23 protein-coding genes, 3 tRNA genes and 1 pseudogene are annotated in these 25291 nt (G+C 54.8%); 17 read left to right on the forward strand and 10 right to left on the reverse strand.

What is annotated here, in order from left to right; translation table 11 throughout:
- Positions 1-4: 4 nt before the first annotated feature.
- Positions 5-952: pseudogene (locus GV764_RS11325) on the forward strand (phosphoglycerate dehydrogenase).
- Between the two features lie 141 nt (positions 953-1093).
- Here the strand turns inward: GV764_RS11325 and GV764_RS11330 are convergent.
- From GV764_RS11330 to GV764_RS11340, 3 genes are all read right to left on the reverse strand, one after another.
- A tRNA-Met gene (locus GV764_RS11330) sits at positions 1094-1170 on the reverse strand.
- Positions 1171-1204: 34 nt separating this feature from the next.
- A tRNA-Met gene (locus GV764_RS11335) sits at positions 1205-1281 on the reverse strand.
- A gap of 152 nt (positions 1282-1433) precedes the next feature.
- Positions 1434-1510 (reverse strand) — tRNA-Met (locus GV764_RS11340).
- Positions 1511-1714: 204 nt separating this feature from the next.
- Here GV764_RS11340 and mltA point away from each other — a divergent pair.
- Together mltA and tcdA are read left to right on the forward strand one after the other, a co-directional pair.
- Positions 1715-2815 (forward strand): murein transglycosylase A, encoded by a 1101-nt coding sequence (gene mltA, locus GV764_RS11345; protein WP_161660259.1) that lies wholly within the window; start codon positions 1715-1717, stop codon positions 2813-2815.
- A 49-nt stretch (positions 2816-2864) separates the two neighbouring features.
- Positions 2865-3671, forward strand: coding sequence for a tRNA cyclic N6-threonylcarbamoyladenosine(37) synthase TcdA (gene tcdA, locus GV764_RS11350; protein ID WP_161660260.1), 807 nt, complete (start codon positions 2865-2867; stop codon positions 3669-3671).
- 3 nt (positions 3672-3674) lie between these two features.
- On the opposite strand, the gene csdE is transcribed toward tcdA, so the two are convergent.
- Positions 3675-4118, reverse strand: coding sequence for a cysteine desulfurase sulfur acceptor subunit CsdE (gene csdE / locus GV764_RS11355; RefSeq protein WP_161660261.1), 444 nt, complete (start codon positions 4116-4118; stop codon positions 3675-3677).
- Positions 4119-5324: a cysteine desulfurase CsdA gene (csdA, locus tag GV764_RS11360; protein WP_161660262.1), complete on the reverse strand. Its 1206-nt coding sequence runs from the start codon at positions 5322-5324 to the stop codon at positions 4119-4121.
- A 190-nt stretch (positions 5325-5514) separates the two neighbouring features.
- Here csdA and GV764_RS11365 point away from each other — a divergent pair, with 190 nt between their 5' ends.
- The 4 genes from GV764_RS11365 (at position 5515) to rlmM (ending at position 8555) form a co-directional block, all read left to right on the forward strand.
- Positions 5515-5742, forward strand: a complete 228-nt coding sequence (locus GV764_RS11365) for a YgdI/YgdR family lipoprotein (RefSeq protein ID WP_161660263.1) — start codon at positions 5515-5517, stop codon at positions 5740-5742.
- Positions 5743-6103: 361 nt separating this feature from the next.
- Positions 6104-7021, forward strand: coding sequence for a glycine cleavage system transcriptional regulator GcvA (gene gcvA, locus GV764_RS11370; protein ID WP_161660264.1), 918 nt, complete (start codon positions 6104-6106; stop codon positions 7019-7021).
- Positions 7022-7066: 45 nt separating this feature from the next.
- On the forward strand, positions 7067-7462 hold the full coding sequence (locus GV764_RS11375; RefSeq protein WP_161660265.1) for a DUF423 domain-containing protein: 396 nt from the start codon (positions 7067-7069) through the stop codon (positions 7460-7462).
- A complete protein-coding gene (gene rlmM / locus GV764_RS11380; RefSeq protein WP_161660266.1) occupies positions 7455-8555 on the forward strand; it encodes a 23S rRNA (cytidine(2498)-2'-O)-methyltransferase RlmM in 1101 nt (366 codons plus the stop codon). The genes GV764_RS11375 and rlmM overlap by 8 nt, the downstream gene beginning before the upstream one ends.
- Positions 8556-8606: 51 nt before the next feature.
- Here rlmM and xni read toward each other — a convergent pair whose 3' ends face one another.
- The 5 genes from xni to queF form a co-directional block, all read right to left on the reverse strand.
- Positions 8607-9362, reverse strand: coding sequence for a flap endonuclease Xni (xni, locus tag GV764_RS11385; RefSeq protein WP_161660267.1), 756 nt, complete (start codon positions 9360-9362; stop codon positions 8607-8609).
- Positions 9363-9492: 130 nt separating this feature from the next.
- Positions 9493-10860: an L-serine ammonia-lyase gene (locus tag GV764_RS11390; RefSeq protein WP_161660268.1), complete on the reverse strand. Its 1368-nt coding sequence runs from the start codon at positions 10858-10860 to the stop codon at positions 9493-9495.
- 66 nt (positions 10861-10926) lie between these two features.
- Positions 10927-12213: an HAAAP family serine/threonine permease gene (locus GV764_RS11395; protein ID WP_161660269.1), complete on the reverse strand. Its 1287-nt coding sequence runs from the start codon at positions 12211-12213 to the stop codon at positions 10927-10929.
- Positions 12214-12678: 465 nt separating this feature from the next.
- Complete coding sequence (gene ppnN, locus GV764_RS11400; RefSeq protein ID WP_161660270.1) at positions 12679-14043, reverse strand: nucleotide 5'-monophosphate nucleosidase PpnN; 1365 nt, start codon at positions 14041-14043, stop codon at positions 12679-12681.
- A 114-nt stretch (positions 14044-14157) separates the two neighbouring features.
- The gene (gene queF / locus GV764_RS11405) at positions 14158-15003 is read right to left on the reverse strand and encodes an NADPH-dependent 7-cyano-7-deazaguanine reductase QueF (RefSeq protein ID WP_161660271.1); all 846 of its coding nucleotides are present in this window, start codon (positions 15001-15003) and stop codon (positions 14158-14160) included.
- Positions 15004-15073: 70 nt separating this feature from the next.
- Between queF and syd the strand changes: the two genes are divergently transcribed.
- From syd to GV764_RS11455, 10 genes are all read left to right on the forward strand, one after another.
- Positions 15074-15619 (forward strand): SecY-interacting protein, encoded by a 546-nt coding sequence (gene syd, locus GV764_RS11410; RefSeq protein ID WP_328515166.1) that lies wholly within the window; start codon positions 15074-15076, stop codon positions 15617-15619.
- 632 nt (positions 15620-16251) lie between these two features.
- On the forward strand, positions 16252-16581 hold the full coding sequence (locus GV764_RS11415; protein WP_161660273.1) for a YqcC family protein: 330 nt from the start codon (positions 16252-16254) through the stop codon (positions 16579-16581).
- Between the two features lie 2 nt (positions 16582-16583).
- Complete coding sequence (truC, locus tag GV764_RS11420) at positions 16584-17363, forward strand: tRNA pseudouridine(65) synthase TruC (RefSeq protein ID WP_161660317.1); 780 nt, start codon at positions 16584-16586, stop codon at positions 17361-17363.
- Positions 17364-17381: 18 nt separating this feature from the next.
- A complete protein-coding gene (locus GV764_RS11425) occupies positions 17382-17831 on the forward strand; it encodes a flavodoxin (RefSeq protein WP_161660274.1) in 450 nt (149 codons plus the stop codon).
- Between the two features lie 470 nt (positions 17832-18301).
- Positions 18302-19660, forward strand: a complete 1359-nt coding sequence (locus GV764_RS11430) for an MFS transporter (protein WP_161660275.1) — start codon at positions 18302-18304, stop codon at positions 19658-19660.
- On the forward strand, positions 19657-20997 hold the full coding sequence (locus tag GV764_RS11435) for an enolase C-terminal domain-like protein (RefSeq protein WP_161660276.1): 1341 nt from the start codon (positions 19657-19659) through the stop codon (positions 20995-20997). Before GV764_RS11430 ends, GV764_RS11435 begins: the two co-directional genes overlap by 4 nt.
- 24 nt (positions 20998-21021) lie before the next feature.
- Complete coding sequence (gudD, locus tag GV764_RS11440) at positions 21022-22362, forward strand: glucarate dehydratase (RefSeq protein ID WP_161660318.1); 1341 nt, start codon at positions 21022-21024, stop codon at positions 22360-22362.
- A gap of 109 nt (positions 22363-22471) precedes the next feature.
- Positions 22472-23608 (forward strand): glycerate kinase, encoded by a 1137-nt coding sequence (locus GV764_RS11445; RefSeq protein WP_161660277.1) that lies wholly within the window; start codon positions 22472-22474, stop codon positions 23606-23608.
- 437 nt (positions 23609-24045) lie between these two features.
- Complete coding sequence (locus GV764_RS11450) at positions 24046-24522, forward strand: PTS sugar transporter subunit IIB (protein WP_161660278.1); 477 nt, start codon at positions 24046-24048, stop codon at positions 24520-24522.
- Entirely contained in the window at positions 24519-25286 is a 768-nt protein-coding gene (locus GV764_RS11455) for a PTS sugar transporter subunit IIC (RefSeq protein ID WP_161660279.1), read from the forward strand. The genes GV764_RS11450 and GV764_RS11455 overlap by 4 nt, the downstream gene beginning before the upstream one ends.
- Positions 25287-25291 lie beyond the last annotated feature (5 nt).

Consider the following 25291-nt stretch of genomic DNA (forward strand, 5'->3'; position numbering starts at 1 on the left):
AGGCATGAGAAACGTCTTAGTCACCGTTTCGAGTTTTTCCGAACGCTGCGTCAGCGCCTGTAAATTATTGCGGGACAAGCAATTTAATCTCATCTTCAGAAACAGCGTTGACCATTTGATACAGTCCGGGTCACCGTCATCGGGTTGCTCTGTTCACGCAGCCATTGCGGGTAAAGACAGCTATGATGCCGGGACGCTAGCTCTGTTGCCGGAATTAAAAATCCTCTCACGATTCGGCACCGACGTTGACAATATTGATATTGAGGCGGCGAGAAAGGCCGGCATTGTGGTAAATCACGCTCCCGGCATTAATGCCAGTTCGGTGGCCGAATTCATTATGGGCCTGATTTTTTCCGGCCTGAGAAATATTCCCGGTAATGACAGGGACATGCAGAATGGTTAACGGGGATATTCGCTGGGAAGCGAGCTAAACAATAAGCGTATTGGCCTGTTAGGATTTGGCAATATCGCTAAAACGCTGGTTAAAAGGCTGTCGGGCTTTGAGACTGAAATTCTGGCCTTTGACAACAATCCCGATTACCGCGAGTCGGCAAAGCTCGGCGTTAAGTTTGTTTCCGTCGATGACATCTTTATGCAGTCGAACATTATTGTCGTTCTTCTTCCTTATGCGCCAGCACTGGAAAATTTTATCAGCCACAAATACCTGTCGATGATGCGAAACGGTGCGCTACTCATCAATACCGCACGGGGGAAACTGCTTGATGAAACCGCATTATTACAGGTGATTGACGAGCGGAATATATTTGCCGCACTGGATGTATTCAGTCAGGAGCCGCTGCCGCCATTCAGTCCGTTGCTGCATTCCAGAAATATTATTACGACACCGCACATTGCTGCCGAGACGGTCGAGTCATACCATAACACCGGCATTTATACTGCCCGGTCAATTATAGATTTCTTTGACGGCAAAACGGTCAAAAATTGTCTGTAAGGACTGAAAAACTTGTCCGGAATGCTCAGCAGGGAAGGGGGCCTGCAGGAAATATACAGACGCAAAAAAAACCGCAAGCCGTTGATGGCCGTGCGGTTTCTTGTCTTCTTAAGCTTATACGGGCGCCTTAAAATAAGGCGTTGGTTGCGGGGGCCGGATTTGAACCGACGACCTTCGGGTTATGAGCCCGACGAGCTACCAGGCTGCTCCACCCCGCGTCACCGTACTGCTTATATTTCTCTAAATTTTTACTGGTTGCGGGGGCCGGATTTGAACCGACGACCTTCGGGTTATGAGCCCGACGAGCTACCAGGCTGCTCCACCCCGCGTCCGATTCTGCTGCGCATTTCAAATCACATGTGCGTTGGCTTTCCTCGTTCACCTTAGTCACTTACTTATGTAAGCTCCTAAGGATTCACTGCGTCGCCACCTTCCTGTGATTCGAACTGCTTTGCAGAATAATACTTCTCTGGATTTTTATTGGTTGCGGGGGCCGGATTTGAACCGACGACCTTCGGGTTATGAGCCCGACGAGCTACCAGGCTGCTCCACCCCGCGTCCGTGGATGCGCACTATACTCCGCTGACAGTTCGATGCAACCCTTTTTGTAACAAAACCACCGATTTTGGCACGCACGGGCTAAATATCTGGTCAAATGCGCAATTTTTAGACGTTATGGCGATATTGCGCCAGGCGCGCATTTCATTAGCCGGAACGGTTTGCTATCTTCGCCTGCACGGCGCGGCAAACTGAGACTGAATAATGAAAGGACGTTGGACAAAATTTTTACTTACAGGGGCGATGGTAGCAGTGCTCGCATCCTGTTCATCAAAACCGACCGATCGCGGTCAGCAATATAAAGACGGCAAATTAAATCAGCCCTTTTCTCTGGTTAACCAGCCCGATGCCATGGGCGCGCCGATTAACGCCGGGGATTTTGCCCAACAGGTGACGGAAATTCGCAATGCGTCGCCGCGTCTGTATAACAGCCAGAGCAACGTCTATTCAGCGGTACAACAGTGGTTGCGTTCCGGTGGCGACACCCGCACCATGCGCCAGTTCGGCCTTGACGCCTGGCAGATGGAAGGCGCGGATAACTACGGCAACGTCCAGTTTACCGGTTACTACACCCCGGTGATCCAGGCGCGCCACACCCGTCAGGGTGAATTCCAGTACCCCATCTACCGTATGCCGCCTAAGCGTGGCGGGCGTCTGCCGTCACGTGCCGAAATTTACGCGGGCGCGCTGAGTGAATCCTATGTGCTGGCCTACAGCAACTCCCTGATGGACAACTTCATTATGGATGTGCAGGGCAGTGGCTATATTGATTTCGGCGACGGCGGCCCGCTGACGTTCTTCGGCTACGCAGGCAAGAATGGCCATGGCTACTACGCCATCGGCAAGGTGCTGATCGACCGCGGTGAAGTAAAGAAAGAAGATATGTCGATGCAGGCGATCCGCCACTGGGGCGAAACGCACAGCGAGGCGGAAGTACGCGAGCTGTTAGAAAACAACCCGTCGTTCGTGTTCTTTAAACCGCAAAGTTATTCGCCGGTGAAGGGCGCGAGCGCCGTGCCGCTGATTGGCCGCGCATCGGTGGCCTCCGATCGGTCAATTATTCCGGCAGGTACCACGCTGTTGGCGGAAGTCCCGCTGCTGGACAACAACGGCAAGTTCAACGGACAATATGAACTGCGCGTGATGGTGGCGCTGGATGTTGGCGGGGCAATCAAAGGCCAGCATTTCGACATCTACCAGGGTATCGGCGCTGACGCCGGGCATCGCGCGGGCTGGTATAATCACTATGGCCGCGTCTGGGTGCTGAAACCCGCACCGGGCACCGGCAGCGTATTTAACGGTTAATCCTTTCTTATAGCGGGTCTCTGGCCCGCCTTCTGGTTCTGAGGTTTTCATGGCTGTGGTAATAACGGACGCCTGGCGTAGCCGCTTTGGCGGCACGGCGCGTTTATATGGTCAACAGGCGCTGCAACTGTTTGCGGACGCGCACATCTGCGTAGTGGGGATCGGCGGCGTGGGGTCGTGGGCGGCGGAAGCGCTGGCGCGTACCGGGATCGGCGCGATCACGCTGATTGATATGGACGATGTGTGCGTCACCAATACCAACCGGCAAATCCACGCCTTGCGCGATAACGTCGGCCTGGCGAAAGCGGAAGTGATGGCGGAGCGCCTGCGGCAGATCAACCCGGAGTGCCGCGTCACGGTAGTGGATGACTTCGTGACGGCGGATAACGTCGCCGCGCTGCTCAATCAGGGCTTTAGCTATGTGATTGACGCCATTGACAGCGTACGCCCAAAAGCCGCTCTGATCGCTTACTGTCGCCGCAATAAAATACCGCTGGTCACCACCGGCGGCGCGGGCGGGCAAATCGACCCGACGCAAATTCAGGTCACCGATCTGGCGAAAACGATTCAGGACCCGCTGGCGGCAAAACTGCGCGAACGGCTGAAAAGCGATTTTGGCATAGTAAAAAACAGCAAGGGCAAGCTGGGCGTGGATTGCGTGTTTTCGACGGAAGCGCTGGTTTACCCCCAGGCGGACGGTTCAGTTTGTGCGGCGAAAAGCACCGCTGAAGGGCCGAAACGGATGGACTGCGCCTCCGGCTTCGGGGCGGCAACCATGGTGACGGCGACCTTTGGGTTTGTCGCCGTATCCCACGCGTTAAAGAAAATGCTCGCTAAAGCGGCGCGCGCCGCGTAACGGTCAGGCCTCCCGCGCCGCCTGCGCCACCGCATTCGCCAGGGCCTCTAACCCCTGGCTGCGGGAAGCGCTAATCTGGGCGCGCAATCCGAGCGTATCAAACAGCGCCAGCGGATCCTGACGGGTCAACTGCTCCGGCGTTTTGCCTTCAATCGCCGTGAGCAGGATCGCCAGCAGGCCGCGCACTATCCGGCCTTCGCTGTCGCCATAAAAATGCATGGTGCCGTCGGCCTGGCGGGTATGCCCCAGCCAGACGCGGTTTTCGCATCCGGCGATCTCAATGTTTTCCTGTTTTAAATCAGCTGGCAGCGGCGGCAGTTGTTTGCCCAGCAGGATCAGCTGGCGATACTTATCTTCCCACTGACTGAGCGGCGCGAACTGCTGGCGCAGCGTCTCTTCAGTGATCGAGGTGCCGAACGGATGCCCGGCCAGAAAGGTACTTGTCATTTAATCCACCAAAAGTTCCAGCGCCTGGTCAACGGCGGCGACCAGCGCGTCTACATCCTGCCGGGTATTATAGGGCGCAAAAGAGGCGCGCAGCGTGCCGCTCACGCCCAGCGCCGCCAGCAGCGGCTGGGCGCAGTGTTGCCCGGCACGCAGCGCAATGCCGGATTGCGTCAGCAACGTCACCATATCGCTGTGATGAACGCCTGCAAAATCAAAGGCTAACAGGCTTGAATCCTGACAGCGGAAACTGCGAAAGCCGGGCCGTTTAGCCAGCGCGTCTTCCGCCAGCGTCGCCAGCCCGCGGCTGTAGCTTTCCGATTCAACGACGTCTACGGTCGCCAGCCATTCCAGCGCCGCGCTCAGCCCCATCACGCCCGCCACGTTCGGCGTACCGGCTTCGAAACGCCAGGGCGCAGGCTTAGGTTTAAAGCCCTCGAACGAAACCTCGGTGAGCATTTTGCCGCCGCCGAGCCAGGGCGCCATCTGGTTTAGCAACGCGGTTTTGCCATACAGCACGCCGATCCCGGTGGGTCCGTAGAGCTTATGGCCGGAGAAGGCATAAAAATCGATGTCCAGCGCCTGAACGTTGGCCGGACAATGCACCACGCCCTGCGCGCCATCCACCATAACAACCGCGCCCGCTGCATGGGCGAGAGCAATAGCCTTTGCCAGATCCGGGCAACCGCCGGTCACGTTCGACATTTGTCCCAGCGCCAGAATGCGGGTACGCGGGGTGATGAGCGCCACCAGGCTCTCCACGTCCGGTAAATAGCTGGCATTGAGCTGCAGTTTGACGATGCGCGCGCCGGTCTGCTGCGCCACCATCAGCCAGGGCACCAGGTTAGCGTGGTGCTCGGCAACGCTGACGATAATTTCATCGTCCGGCTTGAGGCGCGGGCGCGCGTAACACTGGGCGACGATATTAATGGCTTCGGTGGTGCCGCGCGTCCAGACAATATCATGGCTCTGCGGGGCATTGATGAGCCGGGCGACGCGATCGCGCGCCGCTTCGTATTGCGCGGTCAGGCGTTGAGCGCTGGCGAACTGGCTGCGATGAACGTTGCCGGCACTTAAACTATAAAATTGTTGTGCAGCATCGATTACCGCCTGCGGTTTTAAGGCGGTGGCGGCGCTGTCCAGATATACGCCCGCGTCGGCCAGCGCGGGAAAGGCGCTGCGAAACAGGGTGGGGTTGAATGCTGTCATGGCGATCCTCTCATTTAATGAGATCGTGGCGCATTTCACTGGCTGACACAAGGCGATTGATAATCCTCGGATTAGTCTGTTTATCCAGGCAACCCAGCGAAAGAACGTTATGCTAATTATTGTTTGGCAAATATTTTTGCCTGTTAGCAGTTGAGCTTTACAGAGCATGAAACTCTACGAGGAGAAGAATATGAAAAAGACAGCCGCAGTAGTATCCGCTTGTGTAATGGCTTTTGCCCTGAGCGCCTGTTCCAGTCCGAACTATGTGATGCACACGAATGATGGTCGCTCCATCGTGTCCGAAGGCAAGCCGCAAACCGATAAAGAAACCGGTATGATCAAATATACCGATGCCAACGGCAACAAGCAGCAGATCAATCACAGCGATATCAAAGAGATGGTTGAGCTGGAACGTTAAGACAAGCAAGCAGTAGATAAAAAAAAGCACCGCAATTTGCGGTGCTACATTAATCACTATGGACAGACAGGGTAAATGTACAGGAAGTGAAAAGGGGTAGTCTCGCTACCGAGGTCTGAATCGCAGACCAATTGCAAACACAACAACACAACATCACAACCGTAAGCCAAAAGCCCTCAGCATTATCGTTCACAACGACCATCCCAATGACTTTTCGTTCCGGCTCAGGAAGTGCCGCAATAATAGGTATTTGCTGGTGCAACCTCAACGGACAATTTATAATAGCTCAGATAAAAAAAACTAATAGGTTAACTCTTGTTTCCTGTTTGTTACTGAGCATTAACATACAAGTCCGGTGCCCATGTCAAAGCGATTACCACCCCTTAACGCATTACGCGTATTTGATGCAGCAGCCCGCCATTTAAGCTTCACCAGGGCGGCAGAAGAACTGTTCGTCACCCAGGCGGCAGTGAGCCATCAAATTAAGTCTCTGGAAGATTTTCTCGGATTAAAACTATTTCGCCGACGCAATCGCTCGTTATTGCTCACGGAAGAGGGCCAGAGTTATTTTCTGGACATCAAAGAAATTTTCTCGCAGCTTACCGAGGCGACCCGTAAACTTCAGGCGCGCAGCGCTAAGGGCGCGCTGACGGTGAGTCTGCTGCCGAGCTTTGCCATCCACTGGTTGGTGCCCCGTCTTTCCAGCTTTAATATGGCTTATCCCGGCATTGACGTGCGAATTCAGGCGGTGGATCGCCAGGAAGATAAGCTGGCGGACGACGTCGACGTGGCGATTTTCTACGGGCGCGGCAACTGGCCGGGATTGCGGGTTGAAAAACTGTATGCAGAATATTTGCTGCCGGTCTGCTCGCCGATGCTGTTAACCGGCGATAAGCCGCTGAAAACACCAGAAGATTTAGCGCGTCATACGTTATTACATGATGCATCGCGTCGCGACTGGCAAACTTATACGCGTCAGCTTGGTCTTACTCATATTAACGTGCAGCAAGGACCGATATTCAGCCACAGCGCCATGGTATTGCAGGCGGCGATCCACGGGCAGGGCATCGCGTTAGCCAATAACGTGATGGCGCAAACCGAAATCGAAGCCGGGCGTCTGGCTTGCCCGTTTAATGATGTGCTGGTGAGTAAAAACGCGTTTTATCTGGTATGTCATGACAGTCAGGCAGAACTGGGTAAAATAGCGGCCTTTCGTCAATGGATACTGTCGAAAGCAGCCAGCGAGCAGGAAAAATTCCGTTTTCGCTATGAGCAATAATCATTTTTTGCGTACCTCGGGTGCGCATGACTTTAGGGCTAACACATGACCAGCCGATTCATGCTGATTTTTACTGCCGTTAGCGGCTTTATTTTTGTGGCGCTTGGAGCGTTTGGCGCGCACGTATTAAGCAAAACCATTGGGCCGATGGAGATGGGATGGATCCAGACCGGCCTGCAATATCAGGCGTTCCATACCCTGGCGATATTAGGTCTGGCGGTCGCGATGCAGCGTCGGATCAGCATTTGGTTTTACTGGAGCAGCGTATTTATGGCGCTGGGCACCGTATTATTCAGCGGCAGTCTGTATTGCCTGGCGCTGTCGCATTTGCGCCTGTGGGCGTTTGTTACGCCGGTGGGAGGCGTCAGCTTCCTCGCTGGCTGGATATTGATGTTAATTGGCGCAGTGCGTCTGAAACGAAAAGGCAGTGGGCATGAATAAGGTAATTTTGTATTGCCGCCAGGGTTTTGAGAAAGAGTGTGCGGCGGAGATTACCGATAAAGCGGCTCTCCTGAACGTTTATGGGTTTGCACGCGTTAAAGAGCAATCCGGATACGTGATTTTTGAATGCTATCAGCCTGAAGAGGCGGATAAACTGGCGCGCGAACTGCCGTTCAGTTCGCTGATTTTCGCCCGTCAGATGTTCGTTGGCGGCGAGCTGTTGCAGAACCTGCCGCCGGAAGACCGTATTACGCCGATCGTCGGCATGTTGCAGGGCGTGGTGGAAAAAGGCGGCGACCTGCGTGTGGAAGTGGCCGACACCAATGAAAGCAAAGAGCTGATGAAGTTCTGCCGCAAATTCACCGTGCCGCTGCGCGCCGCACTGCGTGAAGCCAATGTGCTGGCAAAGTTCGAAACTCCGAAACGCCCGGTGGTGCACGTTTTCTTTATTGCTCCCGGCTGCTGCTACACCGGCTATTCGTACACCAATAATAATTCCCCGTTCTACATGGGTATCCCCCGGCTGAAATTCCCGGCAGATGCGCCCAGCCGTTCGACGCTGAAACTGGAAGAAGCGTTCCACGTGTTTATCCCGGCAGATGAGTGGGACGAACGTCTGGCGAACGGCATGCACGCCGTTGACCTGGGCGCGTGCCCCGGCGGCTGGACCTATCAGCTGGTGAAACGCAATATGTGGGTGGCGTCGGTGGATAACGGCCCGATGGCGCAAAGCCTGATGGATACCGGGCAGGTCACCTGGCTGCGCGAAGACGGTTTCCGCTATCGCCCCAACCGCAATAACATCTCCTGGCTTGTGTGCGATATGGTGGAAAAACCCGCTAAAGTGGCGGCGCTGATGGCACAATGGCTGGTCAACGGCTGGTGCCGCGAGGCGATTTTTAACCTCAAACTGCCGATGAAAAAACGTTACGAGGAAGTGTCCCAGAATATCGCGTTTATTCAGGAACAGCTGGATGCCAACAACGTCAGCGCCCAGATCCAGGCGCGTCAGCTTTATCACGATCGTGAAGAAGTGACGGTACACGTACGCCGCATGTGGGCGGCGGTGGGCGGACGGCGCGACGAGCGCTAAGCTGCTGTCAATGTTGCAAAGGGCCTGCGGGCCCTTTGTTGTTTCTCAGGCTCAGCGCCGCGTCAGGCGCAGCTGTTGCAGATTGCCGTCCAGCTGGAGATCGGTTTTCAGTGTGGAAATCGTCCGGCTCAGAAACGCGCTTTCACGATGCGCGGCAAGCTTTTTTCGCCATTTCTCCGGCACGTTTTCCAGATCCGCATAAATATTTTCCAGCGAGCCAAACGCGCTAATAAGCTGGGTCGCGCTTTTCGGCCCAATGCCCGCCACGCCGGGAATTTTTGAACTGCTTATGCCCGCCAGCCCCCAGTAATCCGAAAGCATGTGCGGCGCGACGCCATACTCTTTTTCGATAAACGGCGCGTCCAGCCAGCGCTTCTGAAAGTAATCCCGGATCTGGATCGCCGGTGACAGCAGCTGGCAATAGCCTTTATCGGTAGAAACAATCATCGCCTGATGACCGGCGCTGGCGATTTTTACCGCCAGGGTGGCGGCAAGATCGTCAGCCTCATTTCCCGGGGAATGCCAGCACGCTACGCCGTGGTCGGTAAACGCCCGTCGCAGGGCGGGCATTTCGGCGTGCAGATCGTCAGGCATTGGCGCGCGTCCCGCTTTGTAATCCGGGAAAAGCTGATGACGCCAGCCGCTATCGCGCGCCTCGTCGTCAAACACGGCGACGGCGTGGGTTGGATGACTGTGGACAATTAACTGCTGAAGCGCATGAACGCAGGTATCTGCACAGGGGGAACCCTGTACGGCATGAATGCGACGAATAAGATTCAGTGCGTCAACGATTAATAGTACCGCCATGTATTCCGCCTCCGTGTCAATGTGGGGCTACCCTATCATTTCTCGATAGCGTGAACCACAAATGAGGGGAAATCAGGAAGGTATGCCGCAAAAACAGCTCCGCCTTCACTGGGAAGGCGGAGAAGGAGGGTTAATCGCAGGTGACAACTTTCATCGCCAGGCCGCCGCGTGAGGTTTCGCGGTACTTGGCGTTCATGTCTTTACCCGTTTCGTACATGGTTTCGATCACTTTATCGAGGCAGACGCGCGGCTCGCTGGTGCGGCGCAGCGCCATACGCGCGGCATTTACCGCTTTAACCGCAGCAATGGCGTTACGCTCGATGCACGGCACCTGTACCTGTCCGGCGACCGGGTCGCAGGTCAGGCCGAGGTTGTGTTCCATGCCGATCTCCGCCGCGATGCACACCTGCATCGGGCTTGCGCCCAGCAGCTCTGCCAGTCCCGCCGCCGCCATCGAGCAGGCTACGCCCACTTCACCCTGGCAACCCACTTCCGCACCGGAAATAGAGGCGTTCATCTTGTAGAGCGAGCCGATGGCGCTGGCAACCAGCAGGTAACGCGCCAGTGAGTTGGCGTTCACTTCGCGGATAAACTTGTCGTAGTAGGCCAGTACCGCCGGCACGATGCCGCACGCGCCGTTGGTCGGCGCGGTGACCACACGGCCGCCTGCGGCGTTTTCTTCGTTAACCGCCAGCGCGAACATGTTGATCCAGTCAACCACCGCCATTGGGTCCAGGGTGGTTTTGTCGCTGCTCACCAGCATACGGCGCAGCGCTGCGGCACGGCGCGGTACGCGCAGTTTGCCCGGCAGGACGCCTTCGGTGGTGATGCCGCGCTCAATACCGCCGCGCATCACTTCCCATACCTGCGCCAGATGGGTTTCGAGCTCTTCTTTGCTGCGCAAAGCGAGTTCGTTTTTCATCATCAGGCCGGAGAGCGACAGACCGGTTTCGCGACAGTGGCGCTGTAAATCCGCCGCGTTTTTATACGGATAAGGCACTTCAACCGGTGACGCGCTGGTCACGCCGAAGTGATCTTCATCGACGATAAAGCCGCCGCCGATGGAGTAATACGTCTGGCTGTAAACCACCTTGTCACCGGCAAGCGCGGTAATGCGCATCCCGTTTTCGTGCAGGGAAAGGTTATCAGCGTGGAAATTCATGCATTGATCGACCGGGAACTCGACTTCGTGTTCGCCGTTCGCCAGTAGCAGGCGTCCATGGGTGTTAACGTCCTGGATAAAGCCAGGAATGCTATCGATATCAACCGAGTGCGGCAGGTTGCCCGCCAGACCCATAATGATAGCAATATCAGTGTGGTGACCCTTACCCGTCAGGGAAAGAGAACCGTAAACATCAACAACGACACGGGTAACATCACGCAACAATCCTTGTGCGATTAAATCATCCGTAAACTGCTTGCCCGCTTTCATCGGCCCGACAGTATGGGAACTGGAAGGACCGATACCGATTTTGAAAATATCAAAAACACTAATCATGATGCATCCATTGCGTAGTGAGAGGTAAGGGCATGCGCCGCTCAGCGAGCGGCGCGGACGAGGTGATTAGCCGAACAGCGAGTAGAAGATAGCGGAGATGGCAATCAGGCCCATCACAACCACGAATACGTTGCTGATATGGCCGCTGTACTTGCGCATAGCCGGTACTTTCTGGATGGCATACATCGGCATCAGGAACAGGATCATTGCGATAATCGGGCCGCCCAGAGTTTCAATCATGCCCAGGATGCTCGGGTTCAGGGTTGCCACAATCCAGGTGGTAACCAGCATGAACAGTGCAGTGATGCGGTTCAGTTTGTTGATTTCGATAGATTTACCTTTGCCACGCAGAGATTTAATCACCATACCGTTGAAGCCTTCACGCGCGCCCAGATAGTGGCCCAGGAAGGATTTGGTGATGGCGATAATCGCGATGATCGGCGCCATCCAGGCGATGATCGGCGCGTTAAAGTGGTTAGCCAGATAAGACAGAATCGAGATGTTCTGCGCTTTCGCTTCCGCCAGATCAGCCGGGGAAAGGCTCAGTACGCAGCTGAATACGAAGAACATCACCGTCAGCACCATCATGATGTGTGCAAACGCCAGAATGCGTGAACATTTCTTTTCTGCTTCCACACCGTACTCTTCACGCTTCGCCACGGCGAAGGAGGAGATAATCGGCGAGTGGTTGAAGGAGAACACCATTACCGGGATGGCCAGCCACAGGGTCATCCACAGGCCATTGCCGGTAGAGGCAGAGCTCAGGGACAGGGTGTCCAGCGCCGCGCCGTTCCACTGTGGGATCAGATAAAGCGCCAGCAGCATCAGTGCCGCAACAAACGGGAACACCAGCACGCTCATCGCTTTCACGATCATCTGCTCACCGAAACGCACGATGGTCATCATGCCGATAATCAGGATAAGAGAAAGGATCGCACGCGGCGGCGCAGTCATGCCCAACTGGTGGGTAATGAAGCTGTCTACCGTGTTGGTAATTGCCACGCTGTAAACCAGCAGGATGGGATAGATAGCAAAGAAGTAGAGCAGGGTGATCAGTTTGCCTGCGCCGACGCCGAAGTGTTCTTCAACCACTTCAGTAATGTCTTCGCCCGGGTTTTTGCCTGACAGCACAAAGCGGGTCAAACCACGGTGTGCGAAGAAGGTCATCGGGAAAGCAATGATCGCCATGATGATCAGCGGGATCATGCCGCCGACACCGGCGTTGATAGGTAAGAAAAGAACACCTGCGCCGATTGCCGTGCCGTACAGGCCAAGCATCCACATGGTGTCGGTTTTGCGCCATGAACTACGCGTCGCGGTTGACGCAATGGTGCTGGTTTGGGTGGTTTCCATCTGTTTCTCCTGGAGGAAGCATAAAAATCAGGCTTTTAGAGACATCCAATGCAAAAGCGCCTGACTGTAAAACGAAATACTGGTAAAGAGGGGATTTTTATAATTTTTTCCCGTAACTATTTTCGGGCGGAAAGATACATTTATGGCGTCAATCTATCAGTGATCGGGATCTCAATTGCCATAATCTACTTTTTGTAAGGGTAATTTTTGGGCCTTTACGCTGCTTTTTTACTCCTTTGCCAGATTATTGGACGCGAAGACTATCATTCGCAGGGCAGGGCCGGAAGCTGCCGGCCATGGATATCAGATTTTACTCTGTTAAATTGCGGTTAAACGGGATTTATTAAGGTAAATTTATTGGTTAGGATGATGTTTTTCGTCAGGAACACGAAAGCAATCGTTTTCTTTTTGCCGTGAAAGCAAAAAAAAGGGCGGCTCATGGCCGCCCGGGGATTGTAGATTATGCTAGGTACAGATCTCGTAGCAGGGGATATACGCACTGCCCGGCAGTTTCATACGGTGTTGCGCCACAAAACCCTGTAGCAGATGATCCATCTGCTTCATCATGTGCGCATCGCCATGTATTTTATACGGGCCAAATTGCTCAATGGCCCGTATGCCGTTTTCCTTCACGTTGCCCGCGACGATGCCGGAGAAGGCGCGACGCAAATCCGCCGCCAGCACTTCCGTCGGCTGGTCAGGATAAAGTTTCAGGTTCGCCATATTGGTGTGGGTTGGTTCGAACGGCACCTGTAGGTCCGGCGAAATGCGAATCGACCAGTTAAAACTGTAGGCGTCGCCGGTTTCACGACGGTTTTCTTTCACCTGCGGCATCGCTTTTTTCATCTGGCGGGCCACTTCCGGCGCATCTTCAATAATGATGCGGTAGTAACGACGCGCCTGCTCGCCCAGGGTACTGACAATAAACTCATCCAGCACCCGGAAGTAATCCGCGCTCTGCTTCGGCCCGGTGAGGATCAGCGGCAGCACCTGGTCCTGGTTATGCGGGTTCATCAGAATGCCCAATAAATAGAGCAGCTCTTCCGCTGTCCCCACGCCGCCAGGGAAAATAATGATCCCGTGGGCGATACGCACGAACGCTTCGAGGCGCTTTTCAATATCCGGCATGATAATCAGTTCATTGACCAGCGGGTTTGGCGGCTCCGCCGCGATAATCGACGGCTCGGTCATCCCGATAAAGCGGCCATCTTTATAACGCTGCTGGGCATGGCCCACCGCCGCACCCTTCATTGGTGCTTCCATTGCGCCCGGCCCGCAGCCGGTGCAGATATTCAGTTCGCGCAGGCCCAACTGGGTGCCGACGCGGCGCGCATACAGATATTCGGTTTCGTTGATTGAGTGACCGCCCCAGCACACCACCATATTCGGCGCTTCCCCGACGTGCAGCGCACGGGCGTTGCGCAGAATCGAAAACACCAGGTTGGTGATATGGGTGGAATCCTCAAGATCGAGATGCTGTAGCCGACCGGCGTTGGTGATTTGCCCGTTAACGAACAAAATATCGCGCAGCACGGCGAACAGGTTGGCCTGTAATGAGCGGATAATGCGCCCATCAACAAAAGCCTCATCCGGCGGGTTAATCAGTTCGAGCTTTACGCCGCGCTCGCGCCGCAGCACGTTAATGTCGAAATTTTCGAAGCGAGAAAGCAGTTCTTTACTGTTGTCGGTCTGACTACCGGAATTCAGTACAGCCAGTGAACAATTGCGGAAGAGTTGATAAAGGTCGCTGCTGGCCGTGCGTTTAAGCATGTCGACTTCCAGCTGCGACAACATATCCATTGAGCCAAGCGGGCTAATATGTGTAATCAAGTGAACTCCTTACGGGCACAACGCGCCGATCCCTGTGATTACAATAGCCCCGCCAGCTCCGGTTTAACAACCCGCTAACGTAAAATGGTGTGTCAAATGCGAGACATATTCCAGTTATTGACGCACCAGCCGCCCGGCGGCAGGGGTGAAATCGCCATTGCTGCGCCAGGGGTTAATGTCCAGCCCGCCGCGACGGGTATAGCGCGCGTAAACGCTCAGGGTTTGCGGTTGGCAGAATCGCATGATGTCGCTAAAAATCCGCTCCACGCACTGTTCGTGGAATTCGTTATGGTGGCGGAATGAGACCAGATAACGCAGCAGTTTTTCCCGGTCGATTTGCGGGCCGCGATAGCGGATTTGCACCGACCCCCAGTCTGGCTGATGGGTAATCAGACAGTTGGATTTCAGGATATGGCTGACCAGCGTTTCTTCAACCTGCTGCTCTCCCGCCGCGCCGTCCAGATACGCGGCATCAAATTCATAGTGATCAATGGTGATGGGCTGCTCGTCGATACACTCGCCGTCGAACGCCGCGATGGCTTGCCCTTCAATATCCTGGATCCGGTAAAGCTGTACCTCAACGTCGCCCTGCGCGCAGTGGCGTAAATCCCGCGCAAGGGTGTTTTGCACCTCGTCCCAACTGGCGAAGCGGCTCTGGTTAAAGCTGTTGAGGTAGAGTTTGAAGCTCTTGGACTCCACCAGATTGACGCTGGTGGAATCAATGCTGACGTGCCCGACAGCCACTTGCGGTAAGCCGTTGCTGTTAAGCCATGATAGCTCATACAGCGTCCAGATATCCGCGCCGTGAAACGGTAAATCATCAGCGCGGATTCCCAGCGGGTCGCGATTTAAACTGCGCGGCACCGGCTGCAACAGGCTGGCATCGTAAATATCCCGATAATCCGTGGACTTGCCGAGCGTCAGTCCGCTTAACGCCGCGTGGTTTTCATAAGAAGTCATGTGTCACCAAAATAAAGCAGGTACAATATGCGGCCTAGTGTACCGTACCTGGCAAAGAGAGAGAAACGTGGTGGAAAGTGACGTGCAGCAAGCCCTGAAAGCCTTTACCAGCCGATTTTGCGATGCGTGGCATGAGGCATACGCAACCTGGCCGCAAAGCGAAGAGCTGTATGGGGTGCCCTCGCCGTGTATCATTTCGACATTGCAGGATAAGGTGATTTGGCAGCCGCAGCCGTTTGAACCTGCCGCCGATCTCAGCGCTGTGGAGCGGGCGATGGATATCGTTCTGCGGGCGGACATCCACCCTTTTTATACCACCCAGTTTGCTGGCGATATGCCCGCGCAGTTTGCTGGTGAAACGCTGACGCTGCTGCAAACCTGGAGCGAAGACGACTTTCGCCGGGTACAGGAAAACCTGATCGGGCATCTGGTCACCCAAAAGCGCTTAAAACTCTCTCCTACACTGTTTATTGCAACCCGTGAGGATGAACTGGAAGTCATTTCGGTGTGCAATTTACGGGGTGAAGTGGTGCTGGAAAAACTGGGAACCCGCCAGCGCGCCGTGCTTGCGCCGACGCTGAGCGACTTCCTGTCCCGCCTCGAACCGCGTGTGTAAGCAATTTTTGCTAATCCGCGTGTGAGAAATCTCTTACAAGTTTGTGAGAGATCGACACTAACACTTTAGGGTGTTTACCTGGTTGTAAAATTTAACCTGATGTTTATCAGCGAGTTACTGTTGAAATTGCCGCTTTCGAATGAAACTTAACTGCAATTTGTGATCTCCGTTCGCTTGTAAGACGAGCCGTAATAGCGGATTCTATACGTGTCGACAGGACGTCGCGATATGAAGTGTACATCAGGAAGATGTTACTTCAGACAGGGAACACACCGGGAAGGTGATTCAGGGAAGGCTTCAGGAAGAAGCAAGGATAACGCAAGGCTGCGTTAAAGGACACCTCCAGGAGGGAGAACGAGAGCCGGTCGGGATGTTCGGTGGATCAGGACGATCAGGGATTCAGCGCCAGGACGGTGCAACTAAGCCATCAGGATGATGACGTGCAGGATGCATGAATAAGGACATTGAGCTCTTGAGCTTGCAGGAAAAGTTGTCACGGATGAGCAGGGAGCAACAAAAGTAGCCGGACTGCTGCGAAACGAACCGGGAGCACTGTTTTTACAGTGCTCCCTTTTTTTATTCCCGCCATGTAATGCTATGCTTCGCGCCTGTTTGCCGGAATAGAGGTCATCATGAACAGAGCTGAGGCTGTGCGTCAGCAGCTTTTACGCATCGAAACCACACTGCGTCATCACCAACAGTGGCAGGGCACGCCCCCGGATGCCGCTGCGTTTAACAGTGATAAACCATTTTGCCTGGATACCCTCGCGCCTTATGAATGGCTACAGTGGATTTTTATTCCCCGAATGAATGCGCTGATCGACAGCAACACCCCGCTGCCACAGGCGTTCGCCATCGCGCCCTATTATGAAGTGGCGCTGCACCCCGGCCATCCGGCGCGGGAAGATGTGCTGGCACTTCTTCAGGAAATGGACGCCTGGTTCACTGAGGAAAACCAGTGAGTCTGGAGATCCTGTATCAGGATGAGTGGCTGGTGGCGGTCAATAAACCGTCCGGCTGGCTGGTGCATCGCAGTTGGCTCGATCGCGATGAAAAAGTCGTGGTGATGCAAACCGTGCGCGATCAGATTGGTCAGCACGTGTTTACCGCCCATCGGCTGGACAGGCCGACCTCCGGCGTATTGCTGATGGGGCTTTCCAGTGAAGCTGGACGGCTGCTGGCCCAGCAGTTTGAACATCATCAGATCCAAAAACATTACTACGCGATTACGCGCGGCTGGTTGCAGGATGAGGCGGTGCTGGATTATCCATTGACCGAAGAGCTGGATAAAATCGGCGATAAATTTTCTCGCACCGATAAAGGCCCGCAGCCGGCAGTGACCCACTATCGCGGCGTCGCCACGGTTGAAATGCCGGTTGCGGTGGGCCGCTATTCCACCGCGCGCTACAGCCTGGTGTCGTTACTGCCGCAAACCGGGCGCAAGCACCAGCTGCGCCGCCACTTAGCCCATCTGCGCCACCCGATTATCGGCGACAGCAAACACGGTGACTTACGGCAAAACCGTGCGGCGGCAGAGCATTTTGGCTGCGATCGCCTGATGTTGCATGCCAGTTCGCTGTCGCTGAATCATCCGGTCACCGGCGAACCGTTGAAGATTACGGCTCCGCTGGATAATGTCTGGATGTCGGCGCTATCACATTTCGGCTGGCGTGGAATTCTCCCCGATATTGAAAGGGTTGAGTTTCCTTCCCTCAACGGTCAGGATGACTCTCATCAGGATTAACCGTAAGGAGTCACAGCAATGGCAAAGATAGGGATTTTTGTCGGCACCATGTATGGCAACGCGCTACTGGTGGCGGAGGAGGCGGAAGCTATCTTACGCGGCCAGGGGCATAGCGCCACCGTGTATGAAGATCCGGAGCTCAACGACTGGCGGCAGTATGAGAACGATTATGTGCTGGTAGTGACCTCGACAACCGGGCAGGGGGATATGCCGGACAGCATCGCGCCGCTGTTTCAGGGTATTAAGGATCAGTTGGGTTATCAGCCGGGGCTGCGCTATGGTGTGATTGCCCTGGGGGATAGCACTTACAAGAATTTCTGCGGTGCCGGCAAGCAGTTCGATGCGCTGCTCGCTGAACAAAACGCCAAACGCGTAGGCGAGGTGTTGATGATTGACGCCAGCGAAGACCCGGAACCGGAATCCGTTTCCAATCCCTGGGTTGAAGCCTGGGGGGCGCAGCTTAATTAATGTCGGGCCCTCATCCGGGGGCTCACATTGACTTTTCAGAATTTATCGCCAGCGGTTAATGCCAGGGCAAGCTGCTGATAAATCGTCACTTTAGTGAGCTTTGTGTTTCCTCTTCTCGTCCCGTCTTTTTCTGCGTCAAGCGACAAGCCTCACAATCTTTACCTTCATTTCATTTGAAACAATGTTTCATGTACCTGCGGTTTCATTTCCGTGAAGCATCGCCCATTCCGTTGTGCGGATGCCATAAACCCTCAAGGTAATGCCGCGCAATGTTGTGGCGCTGCACGGTGAGCTCTTTTCGTCCCCTTCATATACTTTTTTCGCCAGTTCTTAAAACGCAGAAAACAGGGCGGTCACGCCTCTGGGCTAACAATACTGCGACTTACAACTCAAAAACTCATTCTGATTACCCTCCAGGTTGTGCTGTTCAGAATGAATGTAGCAACACGCTATGATTCAGGAGTGCAACAATGAATACGATTAGCCAGACGGCGAGCGCCGTGCAAAAGCGCACCAATGCTCGTTATTGGATAGTGGTGATGCTGTTTATCGTCACCTCGTTTAACTATGGCGACCGCGCCACGCTCTCTATCGCCGGGTCAGAAATGGCCAAAGATATCGGGCTGGATCCGGTCGGGATGGGTTATGTGTTTTCTGCCTTTTCATGGGCATACGTAATCGGTCAGATCCCGGGCGGTTGGCTGCTTGACCGTTTTGGCTCAAAACGCGTCTACTTTTGGTCCATCTTTATCTGGTCGATGTTTACCCTGCTGCAGGGTTTCGTCGATATCTTCAGTGGTTTCGGCATCATCGTCGCGCTGTTTACCCTGCGCTTCCTGGTAGGGCTTGCTGAAGCGCCTTCCTTCCCCGGCAACAGCCGAATCGTCGCGGCCTGGTTCCCGGCGCAGGAAAGGGGCACCGCCGTCGCCATTTTTAACTCCGCACAGTACTTCGCGACCGTTATTTTCGCCCCGATCATGGGCTGGCTGACGCACGCCGTGGGCTGGTCGCACGTGTTCTTCTTTATGGGCGGTCTGGGTATTCTGGTCAGCTTCCTGTGGCTGAAAATGATCCACGAACCGAACCAGCATCCGGGCGTAAACCAGGCGGAGCTTGATTACATCGAAGCCGGCGGCGCGCTGATCAATATGGATCAGAAGAGCAATAAACAAACCGTACCGTTCAGCCAGAAATGGGGGCAAATCAAGCAGCTGCTGAAGTCCCGCATGATGATCGGCGTGTATATCGGCCAGTACTGCATCAACGCCCTGACGTATTTCTTTATCACCTGGTTCCCGGTGTATCTGGTGCAGGCGCGCGGTATGTCGATTCTCAAAGCGGGGTTTGTGGCGTCTGTTCCGGCAATCTGCGGCTTCGTGGGCGGCGTGTTAGGCGGCATTATTTCCGACTGGCTGATGCGTCGTACCGGTTCGCTGAATATCGCCCGTAAGACGCCGATCGTGCTCGGTATGCTGCTCTCCATGACCATGGTGTTCTGTAACTATGTGGATGCAGAGTGGATGATTATCGGCTTTATGGCCATGGCGTTCTTTGGTAAAGGCATCGGCGCGCTGGGCTGGGCGGTGATGGCGGATACCGCGCCGAAAGAGATCAGCGGCCTGAGCGGCGGTCTGTTCAACATGTTCGGCAACATTTCCGGTATCGTGACGCCAATCGCTATCGGTTATATCGTTGGGGTCTCCGGTTCGTTCAACGGCGCGCTGATTTATGTGGGTGTCCACGCCTTTATCGCGGTGCTGAGCTATCTGGTGATCGTGGGCGATATCAAACGAATCGAACTTAAACCTGTTAACGGGAGCCGCGCATGACCACACAATCGAGTCCCGTCATTACCGGAATGAAGGTGATCCCGGTCGCCGGCCAGGACAGCATGCTGATGAACATCGGCGGCGCGCATAACGCCTGGTTCACCCGTAACATCGTGGTTCTGACCGACAACGCCGGCAACACCGGCGTTGGGGAAGCCCCCGGCGGCGAAGTGATTTACCAGACGCTGGTAGACGCGATTCCCACGGTAGTTGGTCAGGAAGTGGCGCGTTTGAATCGCGTAGTGCAGCAGGTTCACAAGGGCAATCAGGCCGCGGATTTCGATACCTTCGGTAAAGGCGCCTGGACGTTTGAACTGAAAGTGAACGCCGTGGCGGCGCTGGAAGCGGCACTGCTCGATCTGCTGGGCAAAGCGCTGAACGTACCGGTATGCGAACTGCTCGGCCCTGGCAAGCAGCGCGATGCGGTAACCGTGCTGGGCTACCTGTTCTACATCGGCGATCGCACCAAAACCGACCTGCCTTATCAGGCGGGCGAGCAGGGCAAGCATCCCTGGTATCACCTGCGTCATCAGGAAGCGATGAACAGTGAGTCGGTCGTGCGTCTGGCGGAAGCTGCTCAGGATCGCTACGGGTTTAAAGATTTCAAACTGAAAGGCGGCGTGTTGCCGGGCGAGCAAGAGATTGACGCCGCCCGCGCCCTGAAAAAACGCTTCCCGGATGCGCGCATCACCGTAGACCCGAACGGGGCCTGGCTGCTGGATGAAGCCATCGGGCTGTGCAAGGGGCTGAATGATGTGCTGACCTATGCTGAAGATCCGTGCGGCGCGGAGCAGGGCTACTCAGGACGAGAAGTGATGGCGGAATTCCGCCGCGCGACCGGCCTGCCAGTCGCCACCAATATGATCGCCACTAACTGGCGTGAAATGGGCCACTCGATCATGCTCAATGCGGTCGATATCCCGCTGGCGGACCCGCATTTCTGGACCTTAAGCGGCGCCGTGCGCGTGGCGCAGATGTGCGACGACTGGGGCCTGACCTGGGGTTGCCACTCCAATAACCATTTTGATATTTCGCTGGCGATGTTTACTCACGTTGGCGCGGCGGCACCGGGCAACCCGACCGCCATTGATACTCACTGGATTTGGCAGGAAGGCGAATCACGGCTGACCCGCGATCCGCTGCAAATTAAAGACGGCAAAATTGCTGTACCGGATGCGCCGGGCCTGGGCGTGGAGATCGACTGGGATCAAATCCACAACGCCCACGAGGCGTACAAGAAACTGCCCGGCGGCGCGCGTAACGATGCCGGCCCAATGCAGTATCTGATTCCTGGTTGGACATTTGACCGCAAACGCCCGGTATTCGGACGTTCCTGAAGGCTTAGATAAAGGATTTACATGATGACGACTTATCAATCCACGCCCGTAGTCACCGAAATGCAGGTTATCCCGGTGGCGGGTTATGACAGTATGCTGATGAACCTGAGCGGCGCCCATGCCCCGTTCTTCACGCGTAATATTGTGATTATTAAAGATAACTCAGGCCATACTGGCGTGGGCGAGATCCCGGGCGGCGAGAAAATTCGCCAGACCCTGGAAGATGCCGCCGCGTTGGTGGTGGGTAAAACGCTCGGTGAATATAAAAATATCCTCAATACCGTGCGCAATACGTTTGCCGACCGCGATGCGGGCGGCCGCGGTCTGCAAACCTTCGACTTGCGCACCACCATTCACGTGGTTACCGGTATTGAAGCCGCATTGCTGGACTTGTTAGGCCAACACCTGGGCGTGAATGTGGCGTCGCTGCTGGGCGATGGGCAACAGCGCAGCGAAGTGGAAATGCTCGGCTACCTGTTCTTCGTCGGCGACCGTAAACGGACTCCGCTGCCGTACCAGAGCCAGCCGGACGATCAGTGCGACTGGTATCGCCTGCGCCACGACGAAGCCATGACCCCGCAGGCGGTAGTACGCCTGGCGGAAGCGGCTTACGAGAAATACGGCTTTAATGATTTCAAACTCAAAGGCGGCGTGCTGGCGGGTGAAGAAGAAGCCGAATCCATTATTGCGCTGGCGAAGCGCTTCCCGCAGGCGCGCGTCACCCTGGATCCGAACGGCGCATGGTCGCTGAACGAAGCCATTAAAATCGGCAAATACCTGAAAGGCTCGCTGGCCTATGCGGAAGATCCGTGCGGCGCTGAACAGGGCTATTCCGGACGCGAAGTGATGGCGGAGTTCCGTCGCGCCACCGGTCTGCCAACCGCGACGAACATGATCGCCACCGACTGGCGTCAGATGGGGCACACCCTGTCGCTGCAATCTGTGGATATCCCGCTGGCGGATCCGCACTTCTGGACTATGCAGGGTTCGGTCCGAGTGGCGCAGATGTGCCATGACTTCGGCCTGACCTGGGGCTCGCACTCCAATAACCACTTTGATATCTCGCTGGCGATGTTCACTCACGTTGCGGCTGCCGCACCGGGCAACATTACCGCCATCGATACCCACTGGATCTGGCAGGAAGGCAACCAGCGTCTGACCAAAGCGCCGTTCGAAATCAAGGGCGGCATGGTGCAGGTGCCGTCAACGCCGGGCCTGGGCGTCGAGCTGGATATGGACCAGGTGATGAAAGCCAACGCGCTTTATCAAAAACATGGACTTGGCGCACGCGATGACGCCATGGGTATGCAGTATCTTATTCCTGAGTGGAAATTCGATAACAAGCGCCCCTGCATGGTGCGTTAATCGTCTCGGTGCCCTCGGGCACCGTTTTTTTTAACGGCAGGCGGCTGCCGTTGTCGCCGCTTATGCTTTATCAAAAGAGGCGAAATAAAACCGCGCGAAAGGAACAGCTATGAAAATCGTTATCGCTCCTGATTCCTGGAAAGAGAGCCTGACTGCGCTTGAGGTCGCGACCGCCATTGAGGACGGCTTCCGGCAGATTTTTCCCGATGCGGAGATGGTAAAAATCCCCATGGCCGACGGCGGCGAAGGCACCGTCGAGGCGATGGTGGCGGCGACGCAGGGCCGCATTGTCAATCTTCGCGTCACCGGGCCGCTGGGCGAGCCGGTCGACGCGTTTTATGGGCTTTCCGGCGATGAGCGGCAGGCGTTTATCGAAATGGCGGCGGCGAGCGGTCTGGAGTCGGTAGCGCCAGCGCGCCGCGACCCGCGCATCACCACCAGCTGGGGCACCGGCGAACTGATTCGCCACGCGCTGGATGCGGGGGTACGGCATATTATTATCGGCCTGGGCGGCAGCGCGACCAACGACGGCGGCGCGGGCATGGTGCAGGCGCTGGGCGCGCGATTGCTGGACAAACAGGGCGAACCACTGGGCTTTGGCGGCGACGCGTTGAGCCAGCTGGCGCGCATCGACATCAGCCAGCTTGATAAGCGGCTGGCGGAGTGCCGTATCGAAGCCGCCTGCGATGTGACCAATCCCCTGACGGGTGAGGAAGGCGCAACCGCGATTTTCGGCCCGCAAAAAGGGGCGACGCCGGAGATGATTAAACAGCTTGATAGCGCGCTGACCCACTACGGCCAAATCATTGAGCGCGATCTTGATAAATCCGTGATGACGTTAAAAGGCGGCGGCGCAGCGGGCGGTATGGGCGTGGCGCTGTATGCTTTCTGCGGTGCGGATCTGCGTCAGGGCATCGAAATTGTTACCGAAGCGCTGGCGCTGGACGCCGCCGTGCGCGATGCGGACCTGGTGATCACCGGGGAAGGGCGGATCGACAGCCAGACCATTCACGGCAAAGTGCCCATCGGCGTGGCCCGCGTGGCGAAACGCTATGCAATTCCGGTGATTGGCATTGCCGGCAGCCTGACGGCAGATGTGGACGTGGTTTACGACCACGGGCTGGATGCGATTTTTAGCGTAATCCCGCGTATCTGTACCCTGGATGAGGCCCTGGAAAATGCCGCAGAGAATCTTCGGATGAATGCCCGCAATATTGCTGCTGTAATAAAAATGTCTTCGCTGTAATCATAAATGCCGCCTCTTCCTGAAGGAAAGGGCGGCAGTTTTCACCATTCCACCGTGCAGATCTTTGGGTAAGTCTCACCAAAGATTCGCCTTGTTTATTATTTTATAATTACTAACTTATTATTTTATTTAATCGGTTAGTCCGCTTTTTTTTCAGAATATCTTGTTTTTATTTGCTTTCTTCTGGCACTGATGATTGCTGCTTATCTCTTTATTTATATTAAGGGAGATTTGCCTGGGTTAAATTCTTAAATAACGCCTTATGCCTGGGTGCGCCAATAATAACGCTAACTAATGACAATCGTTCCTGATTCTTAATAATTTTATTCCATCGAAAAAATTGTCATACATCACATTCAGACATGTTTGTCACCGATTACAGTAATAACGCAAACATTAGTATGTTTGTGCGGTCTATTTTATTAAGGTGATAATTCATGGCAAATATAGTTCATTGTCGAATCGACGATCGTTTAATCCATGGTCAGGTTGCTACCAGTTGGCTCCCCCATACCAAAGCCAACTTATGTTTAATTGCAAATGACGACGTTGCGGTTAATGACTCTCAAAAATTACTGCTGGCGATGGCCGTTCCTGAGGGCGTTGATTTACGCTGTTTTTCAATTGAGCGTGCGTTACAAATTATTGATAAAGCGGCGCCGCACCAGAAAATATTCGTTCTGCTGCGCAGCATCAGTGATGCCGCGCGCCTGGTAAAGGGCGGCTTTCCCATTACGCAGATTAATTTAGGCAATATCAGCGCCAAACCCGGTGCAGAAAATCTTTTCCGCACAATTTATGTGACTCCAGAGGAGCGCGTCATGCTGAAAGAAATCATTCAACAAGGCGTCGCGTTAACGTACTGCTTACTCCCGACCGATCAGGTCGTTACGCTTGATGAGAAAACATTATGAATCTTGAAACGGCTCTATTACTGGCGCTGGTGGGGGCCATTTGCGGCGCGGATTCTTTTGCCGAACAATTCCAGATTTATCGGCCAGTGGTTGTCGGATTTCTCGTTGGCCTGGTATTAGGCGATGTGAAAACGGGTTTAATCGTTGGCGGCATGTTTGAGCTGGTCTTTTTAGGGCAAACCGCCGCGTTTGGCGGTGCACAGCCGCCGAATATGGTTATTGGGACCTTAATGGGCGTTACGTTTGCTATTGTCAGTAAATTACCGCCGCAGACGGCTATTGCCGTTGGGGTGCCGTTTGCCGTGTTAATGCAGGCGATAATGACAACTTTTTGTACGCTACTGGCGTGGTTGATGCACCGTAACGATAAACATATTGAAGAGGGCAATTATAAAGGTATTGAAATAAACCAGTATATGGGGCTGGCATTGTGTGCGGTGCTCTATTTTATTGTCTCCTTTATTCCGGTCTATTTCGGTGCGGATAAAGCGGCTCAGGCAATTAAAGTGCTTCCTGAATGGATTATTCATGGTCTGGGCGTTGCGGGGGGCATTCTTCCTGCGGTCGGCTTCGCCATGTTATTGAAAATGATGTTCCGTACTGAATACGTCGCTTTTCTTATTCTCGGTTTCTTTGCGACCGCGTATCTGAATTTACCGGTGCTGGCGCTGGCGATTTTCGCGTTTTGCTTTGTGATTTATGATTATTATTTGCAAAAGAGCCTGAGCAAAGACACCGCGCCTGCTGAAACTGATGGTATTTAAAAGGA

The organism is Atlantibacter hermannii, from assembly GCF_009907385.1.
In the GTDB taxonomy this organism is placed as follows: Bacteria; Pseudomonadota; Gammaproteobacteria; order Enterobacterales; family Enterobacteriaceae; genus Atlantibacter; species Atlantibacter hermannii_A.

What these genes read in the sequence shown, in the direction of transcription:
- GV764_RS11455 (WP_161660279.1), top strand. Translation starts at nt 24,519, where the DNA reads ATGAATCTTGAAACGGCTCTATTACTGGCGCTGGTGGGGGCCATTTGC.
- csdE (WP_161660261.1), bottom strand. Translation starts at nt 4,118, where the DNA reads ATGACAAGTACCTTTCTGGCCGGGCATCCGTTCGGCACCTCGATCACT.
- xni (WP_161660267.1), bottom strand. Translation starts at nt 9,362, where the DNA reads ATGGCGGTACTATTAATCGTTGACGCACTGAATCTTATTCGTCGCATT.
- GV764_RS11435 (WP_161660276.1), top strand. Translation starts at nt 19,657, where the DNA reads ATGACCACACAATCGAGTCCCGTCATTACCGGAATGAAGGTGATCCCG.
- gudD (WP_161660318.1), top strand. Translation starts at nt 21,022, where the DNA reads ATGACGACTTATCAATCCACGCCCGTAGTCACCGAAATGCAGGTTATC.
- GV764_RS11425 (WP_161660274.1), top strand. Translation starts at nt 17,382, where the DNA reads ATGGCAAAGATAGGGATTTTTGTCGGCACCATGTATGGCAACGCGCTA.
- gcvA (WP_161660264.1), top strand. Translation starts at nt 6,104, where the DNA reads ATGTCAAAGCGATTACCACCCCTTAACGCATTACGCGTATTTGATGCA.
- csdA (WP_161660262.1), bottom strand. Translation starts at nt 5,324, where the DNA reads ATGACAGCATTCAACCCCACCCTGTTTCGCAGCGCCTTTCCCGCGCTG.
- mltA (WP_161660259.1), top strand. Translation starts at nt 1,715, where the DNA reads ATGAAAGGACGTTGGACAAAATTTTTACTTACAGGGGCGATGGTAGCA.
- GV764_RS11390 (WP_161660268.1), bottom strand. Translation starts at nt 10,860, where the DNA reads ATGATTAGTGTTTTTGATATTTTCAAAATCGGTATCGGTCCTTCCAGT.
- queF (WP_161660271.1), bottom strand. Translation starts at nt 15,003, where the DNA reads ATGACTTCTTATGAAAACCACGCGGCGTTAAGCGGACTGACGCTCGGC.
- GV764_RS11450 (WP_161660278.1), top strand. Translation starts at nt 24,046, where the DNA reads ATGGCAAATATAGTTCATTGTCGAATCGACGATCGTTTAATCCATGGT.
- GV764_RS11430 (WP_161660275.1), top strand. Translation starts at nt 18,302, where the DNA reads ATGAATACGATTAGCCAGACGGCGAGCGCCGTGCAAAAGCGCACCAAT.
- tcdA (WP_161660260.1), top strand. Translation starts at nt 2,865, where the DNA reads ATGGCTGTGGTAATAACGGACGCCTGGCGTAGCCGCTTTGGCGGCACG.
- GV764_RS11365 (WP_161660263.1), top strand. Translation starts at nt 5,515, where the DNA reads ATGAAAAAGACAGCCGCAGTAGTATCCGCTTGTGTAATGGCTTTTGCC.
- GV764_RS11415 (WP_161660273.1), top strand. Translation starts at nt 16,252, where the DNA reads ATGAACAGAGCTGAGGCTGTGCGTCAGCAGCTTTTACGCATCGAAACC.
- rlmM (WP_161660266.1), top strand. Translation starts at nt 7,455, where the DNA reads ATGAATAAGGTAATTTTGTATTGCCGCCAGGGTTTTGAGAAAGAGTGT.
- GV764_RS11395 (WP_161660269.1), bottom strand. Translation starts at nt 12,213, where the DNA reads ATGGAAACCACCCAAACCAGCACCATTGCGTCAACCGCGACGCGTAGT.
- GV764_RS11445 (WP_161660277.1), top strand. Translation starts at nt 22,472, where the DNA reads ATGAAAATCGTTATCGCTCCTGATTCCTGGAAAGAGAGCCTGACTGCG.
- GV764_RS11375 (WP_161660265.1), top strand. Translation starts at nt 7,067, where the DNA reads ATGACCAGCCGATTCATGCTGATTTTTACTGCCGTTAGCGGCTTTATT.